The following is a 6,205-nucleotide window of genomic DNA, read 5'->3' on the forward strand; positions in this document are numbered from 1 at the left end:
GCCCCAGGGTCGCCAGCAGGCTGGCCAGCAGGCTGGAGGCGCCGAAGCGGAAGGTGCGGGCGGATACCCAGTCCTTGCCCAGGATCTCTTCGGCCATGGCCAGGTACTGACCCGCCACGGCGGCGTCTTTCACGCCACCGGCCGGCTTGAAGCCCACTTTCGGGTTCTTGGCCTTGATCACTTCCATCATGATGCGGGCCGCTTCCGGGGTCGCATTGACCGGCACCTTGCCGGTGGAGGTCTTGATGAAATCGGCACCGGCGTCGATGGAGATCTCGGAGGCGCGACGGATCAGCGCCTCTTCCTTCAACTCGCCGGTCTCGATGATCACTTTCAGCAGTACCTTGGCGCCGCAGGCTTCCTTACATGCTTTGACCAGATCGAAGCCGACCTGTTCATTGCCGGCCATGAAGGCGCGGTACGGGAAGACCACGTCCACCTCGTCGGCACCGTAGGCCACGGCGGCGCGGGTCTCGGCCACGGCGATCTCGATGTCGTCGTTGCCGTGGGGGAAGTTGGTCACGGTCGCGATGCGCACGTCGGCAGCGCCGATGTCACGCAGGGTCTTGCGCGCGATGGGGATGAAACGGGGGTAGATGCAGACGGCGGCGGTCAGGCCGGCCGGAGACTTGGCCTTGTGGCACAGGTCGATCACCTTCTGATCGGTGTCGTCATCGTTCAGGGTGGTCAGGTCCATCAGGTTCAGGGCGCGTTGGGCGGCCACTTTCAGATCAGTCATGCTATGTCTCCAAAGTCTTGTTAAGCCCCATCACCCGCGATCGGCTTCACCGAACACCAAGGGTCGGCAGAGACGTTCCCGGAGCAACGGGATATGGAATTGCAGCGCAAATGCACAGGCAATACGGCTGCAAATAAGGCAAGAGCCCTGTCACTTTCTTACAAAAGTGCGGACTTGGTTCCATGAAGACTTGAGAAAGGCCGACTACGCAGACCCGACTTCCCAATCAATTCCATTTGACCGCCAACACCCGGATTCACCGGGCATTAGTCAATGCCAGCACCCTGCTGGCATCGCCTATTTCAGCCGAGATACCCCGTGTTTGCAAGCCGGATTTGCCAATTTCAGAGGTACCTCACACCCGGCAAATCCAGCGCTGGCAGGCGCTTAAGAGAAGAAGCGGGTCAGGATCCAGGAGTAGGCAATGCCCCCCAGATAGACCCCCACGATCCCCATGACGCCGGAGAGGACGGGCGGCGCCGGTATCGGCAACTTGAGGAAAGAAAACAACACCCCAACGATAAAGCCGGCCGCCATAGCCAGTAGCACTTCATTCATAGAACCTCCGATTTGACTCACTTTATTATTAGTCTTGACAGGAAAACGGTTGTCACCACCCCAAACGAGAACGCCACAGCAAATCGCTGTGGCGTTCGTCTTTATCCTGTCAGTCAGGCGATGTTACATGCCGGACAGCGCCAGGAAGAAGCCTGCGATGGTCGCAGACATCAGGTTGGACAGGGAACCTGCCAGCACGGCCTTCAGACCGAACTTGGCGATGGTGCCGCGACGGTTCGGTGCCATGGAGCCCAGACCACCCAGCAGGATGGCGACGGAGGACAGGTTGGCGAAGCCGCACAGGGCGAAGGAGATGATCGCCTTGGTGTGCTCGGACATGGCCACACCGTTGATCAGCACTTCATCCTTCAGGTAGGGGGCAAAGTTCAGGTAGGCCACGAACTCGTTGACCACCAGCTTCTGACCGATGAAGGAACCGGCCACGACCGCTTCGCTCCAGGGCACGCCGATCAGGAAGGCCAGCGGGGAGAACAGCCAGCCCAGCAGCAGCTCCAGGGAGAGTTGCGGGTAACCGAACCAGCCGCCCACACCGGAGAAGATGCCGTTGATCATGGCGATGAGGCCGATGAAGGCCAGCAGCATGGCACCCACGTTCAGGGCCAGTTGCAGACCGGCGGAGGCACCGGCGGCAGCGGCGTCGATCACGTTGGCAGGCTTGTCGTCCAGCTCACCTTCTGCGGTGTTCTCGTCGTAGCTCGGGGTCTCGGTTTCCGGTACCAGCAGCTTGGCGAACAGCAAACCACCCGGGGCAGCCATGAAGGAGGCGGCGATCAGGTATTCCATCTTGACACCCATGGAGGCGTAACCGGCCAGCACGGAGCCAGCAACGGAAGCCAGACCACCACACATGACGGCGAACAGCTCGGAGTCGGTCATCTTGGAGATGAAGGGACGTACCACCAGCGGGGCTTCGGTCTGACCGACGAAGATGTTGGCAGTGGCGGAGAGGGATTCGGTACGAGAGGTGCCCAGCACCTTCTGCAGACCGCCGCCCAGCAGCTTGATCACCCACTGCATGATGCCGAGGTAGTAGAGTACCGCGATCAGGGAAGAGAAGAAGATGATGACGGGCAGGACGCGGAAGGCGAAGACGAAGCCACCGCCACCGAACACTTCGAACATCTTGTTGCCAACCAGACCACCGAACAGGAATTCGATGCCGTTCTGGCCATAACCGATGACGCTGGAGACGGCGTCGGACACGCCCACCAGGATGTCACGACCGACAGGCACGTAGAGCACGAAGGCCCCCAGACCGGCCTGGATGGCAAAGGCGCCACCTACGGTACGAATTTTGATTGCCTTGCGGTTGCTGGAGAACAGCACCGCAATAAGGATGAGCGTCGCCATCCCTACCAGACCCATTATCAGATTCATTATTAACACTTCCTCTTTAGTAGCACCTGCCAGCTTGTTAACGATTTGTGTATTGAAGCCGCTAATCAAGGGTGCGCATTATACTAATTACGGTGCGACAAAATAGAATACTGGTCACATTTTATAAGCCACAAACGGCCTGAACATCGTTTAATTAGACCGCAAACGATTTTTATGGGCCCTGTTTTTTATCACTCGGTCATCATTTGATAATCAAATGTTAATTTCATGATTTCCTGGGGGGAACAGCCGCCGGGTGGAGTCATGTAACACCGAAATAACATCCTCCAGCGGTTGCTGCCGCAATTGTGCCAACAAGCGGGCTATGGTCGGCAGGCTGGCCGGCGTGTTCACCTCTCCCTGCTGGCCTTGCAGCGGCATGTCGGGAGCGTCGGTTTCCAGCAGCAAGGCCTCCAGCGGCATCTGGCGTATCGCCTCCCGGGTCTTGTTGGCGCGCTCATAGCTGATGACCCCCCCGATCCCCAGCCTGAAACCCAGTTGCCAGAACACCTCCGCCTGATGCAGGGAGCCGCTGAAGGCATGAATGACCCCCCCTTGTGGCGGAGTGAAGCGCCGCAGGATCTTGGCGACCGTGTCGTTGGCACGCACCGAGTGGACGATGAGGGGCAGCTCATGCGCCATGGCCAGCCGCACCTGCGCCTCGAACATCTCGACCTGCCCCTCCTGCGGCACATGGGAGCGCAGATCCAGCCCGCACTCCCCCACGGCCACCAGCCCACGGGGCCGACTCGCCAGCAGGGTCTCCAACCGGGTCAGTGCATCCCGAGGCTGCTTGCCCACATACCAGGGATGGATCCCCAGGCCATAGCGGATGTCGTCGTGGCGCCCGGCCAGCGCCATCACCCGCCCCCAGTTTTCCTCTCCCACGGCGGGGATGATATACTCGCCCACCCCCAGCTGGCGCCACCGGGTCAGCAGCGCCTCCCTATCGGCGTCAAAGACCGGAAAATCGAGGTGGCAGTGGGTGTCTATCAATTCCATGTCGCGCTTACCTGTCTGTCGTACTCAATGGGTTCATTCCATGCCAACACACGTTTCCCGAGGCTTTACCCTGATAGAACTGGTGCTGGTCATCATCGTGCTGGGGATCCTGGCCGTGACCGCCCTGCCCCGCTTCATCAACATCCAGGACGACGGGCTAAAGAGCAGCGTCTCGTCCACGGCGGGCAGCTTTGCCAGTGCCGCCCGGCTCGCCCACGCCGGCTGGGCGGTCAAGGTGAAGGGGGAGCCCCTGGCACTCTACAACTTTAGCGGCATGGGCAGGCAGGATCTCGACATCAACAGCCATGGCTGGCCGGTGGGCACCAAGGAGGACCAGGGAGGTCAGGGGCCCGATACCGTCTTCCCCGGTGGCGACAGCGATCAGATCTCCGTCAGCAGCCGGGACGACTGCGAGAGCCTGTTTGGCGCCCTGCTCGATACCGATCTGACGGTGGCCGATGAGTTGCACCAGGATTCAGACAGTGACTACATCTCCCGGCTCATCCCGGCAGACGCTCAGGCTGACGGCGCCCTTCGTCACGACAACTGCCGCTATACCCTGCGCAGCTCCGTGGGCCGCTTCCCGGCATACCCCGACGGGCTCTCGTTCGACTACAACAGCGTCACTGGCGCCGTGACCCGCCAGTTCCAGTGAGGTCGTCGCCCTTGTCCGGGCGCTTCTCCTCTTCATCATGGCGTACCGGCGCGCAGCAGCGCCGGTTCTCCGGTGTGAGTCCCCACTCCTGGCACCAGGCATCGTAGCGAGCCAGCCAACGCAGCAATATCCCCTTCATGGGCGCCTCCTTGTCTCGATGGTTTCCCCACAAGCCTGCCCCAATCCAACTCCCCAGACCAGCATCTCGGGGCCAGCGGCGTCATGGCCTGTCCAGCGGCAGCAACAGCCCCATGGAAATCTCGTCCACATAGCCCTCGTCCAGCCGATAGGCCTGCCGTCTCACCCCTTCCTCCACGAACCCGCACTTGCGATACAAGGCGTGGGCCACCTCGTTGTGGGCCATCACTCCCAGCTCCAGCCGGTGGATACCGAGATCCCTCGCGGTCGCGATCAGGGTACGCAGCAACCGTTCCCCCCATCCCTGCCCGCGCGCCCCCGAACGCAGCCCCATCACCACCAGGGCGCAGTGGCGGTTGCGTGCCAGGCCGCCACCAAGGAGCGCGGCAAACCCTTGCACCTCCCCCGCCAGATCCAGCAGCCACATGGCCTGGTTGGGGGACGCGGCCATGGCCTCGAGCCGCCTGCGCTGCCCCGCTATGTCCGAGGGGCGCTCTCCCGCTTCATACAGCATGAAGCGGGTCTCCCTGTCCAGTTGCCCGAAGAAGCTGTCCAGCGCCGCCGCATCCTCCACCCCTGCCATACGAATCATCACGCCGATCTCCCTGCCTGGTGGTTCTGCCGACCACGACCATAAAAAAAACGACTCCCTCAGGAGTCGTTTTTATCAGAGCCATCTGGCTAACGCCACGCCCTCGGCCCGATCAGGCTTTCGCTGGCAGGCTCAGGCAGGCGACCGCTTCCACCTGCATCGCGCGAGGGGAAGATTCCGAGCGACGATCAGGCCTTCGCTGGCAGGCTCAGGCGAGCGACCGCTTCCACGTGCATGGAGTGCGGGAACATGTCCACCGGCTGCACCTCGTCCAGCACGAAGCCCTGTTTGACCAGCCAGGCGAGATCCCGGACCAGGGTCTGGGGGTTGCAGGAGACATAGACCAGACGGCGCGGCGCCATGGCCACCAGGGTCTGCAATACCGCCTTGTCACAGCCCTTGCGGGGTGGATCCATCACCACCACGTCGGCACTCACCCCGTCGGCATGCAGGGCAGGCATCAGCTGCTCCGCCTTGCCCACGTGGAACTCGGTCTGCTCGATGCCGTTGAGAGCCGCATTGCGACGGGCGTCGCTGATGGCGCTCTCTACCGACTCAATCCCCACCACCTTGGCGGCCTTGCCTGCCAGGAACAGGGAGATGGTGCCGATGCCGCAATAGATGTCGAACACCGTCTCGCTGCCGGTCAGCTCGCAATACTCCAGCGCCTTGGAGTAGAGCACGTCGGTCTGGCTCGGGTTGTTCTGGAAGAAGGAGAGGGGCGAGATCTCGAATTCGAGCTCGTGGATCTTGTCGCGGATCACCCCGCTGCCCAGCAGCACCCGGTTCTTGTCACCCAGGATGCGGTTGGTGCGCGCCTCGTTGATGTTCTGCACCAGAGTAGTGACCGGCAGATCCGCCAGGGCCGCCAGCAGCTCGGCTTCGAACGGCAGCGCTTCACCCAGGGTCACCAGCACCACCATCAGCTCGCCGCTCTTGAAGCCCTTGCGGGTCATCAGGTTGCGCACGCAGCCGGTGTGGGCCACCTCGTCATAGGCCGCGATGTCGTGCTCGCGCATCCAGTTGCGTACCCGGGCATTGAGCTCCACGTGCAGCGAGTCCTGCACCGCGCAATCATCGGCGGTGATGAGGTCATGGGAGTGCTTGCGGTAGAAGCCGATCT

At 61.8% G+C, this 6,205-nt stretch carries 8 protein-coding genes; 1 reads left to right on the forward strand and 7 read right to left on the reverse strand.

The genetic code is table 11. The annotated features are described in order from the left end of the window. From deoC to AACR77_RS20935, 4 genes are all read right to left on the reverse strand, one after another. Positions 1-739, reverse strand: a 739-nt coding sequence (gene deoC / locus AACR77_RS20920; protein WP_042882174.1) for a deoxyribose-phosphate aldolase, incomplete at its 3' end; no start/stop codon positions are given. A gap of 387 nt (positions 740-1,126) precedes the next feature. Next, a complete protein-coding gene (locus tag AACR77_RS20925) occupies positions 1,127-1,297 on the reverse strand; it encodes a XapX domain-containing protein (RefSeq protein ID WP_010673027.1) in 171 nt (56 codons plus the stop codon). 123 nt (positions 1,298-1,420) lie between these two features. Continuing rightward, positions 1,421-2,695, reverse strand: a complete 1,275-nt coding sequence (locus AACR77_RS20930) for a NupC/NupG family nucleoside CNT transporter (protein WP_010673026.1) — start codon at positions 2,693-2,695, stop codon at positions 1,421-1,423. Positions 2,696-2,908: 213 nt separating this feature from the next. Further along, positions 2,909-3,697, reverse strand: a complete 789-nt coding sequence (locus AACR77_RS20935; protein WP_041214451.1) for a TatD family hydrolase — start codon at positions 3,695-3,697, stop codon at positions 2,909-2,911. Between the two features lie 40 nt (positions 3,698-3,737). Between AACR77_RS20935 and tppF the strand changes: the two genes are divergently transcribed. Further along, the gene (tppF, locus tag AACR77_RS20940) at positions 3,738-4,352 is read left to right on the forward strand and encodes a type IVa pilus pseudopilin TppF (RefSeq protein ID WP_042014943.1); all 615 of its coding nucleotides are present in this window, start codon (positions 3,738-3,740) and stop codon (positions 4,350-4,352) included. On the opposite strand, the gene AACR77_RS20945 is transcribed toward tppF, so the two are convergent. From AACR77_RS20945 to rlmD, 3 genes are all read right to left on the reverse strand, one after another. Further along, positions 4,321-4,491, reverse strand: coding sequence for a DUF5363 family protein (locus tag AACR77_RS20945; protein WP_171864938.1), 171 nt, complete (start codon positions 4,489-4,491; stop codon positions 4,321-4,323). The genes tppF and AACR77_RS20945 overlap by 32 nt on opposite strands. 81 nt (positions 4,492-4,572) lie before the next feature. Continuing rightward, positions 4,573-5,082 carry a GNAT family N-acetyltransferase gene (locus AACR77_RS20950; protein ID WP_193557374.1) on the reverse strand — a complete coding sequence of 170 codons (510 nt, stop codon included), beginning with the start codon at positions 5,080-5,082 and terminating at the stop codon, positions 4,573-4,575. A 188-nt stretch (positions 5,083-5,270) separates the two neighbouring features. Continuing rightward, on the reverse strand, positions 5,271-6,205 hold a 935-nt coding region (rlmD, locus tag AACR77_RS20955), incomplete at its 5' end, for a 23S rRNA (uracil(1939)-C(5))-methyltransferase RlmD (protein ID WP_042882178.1).

Source organism: Aeromonas sp. ZOR0002, from assembly GCF_963866995.1.
GTDB lineage: Bacteria > Pseudomonadota > Gammaproteobacteria > Enterobacterales > Aeromonadaceae > Aeromonas > Aeromonas caviae.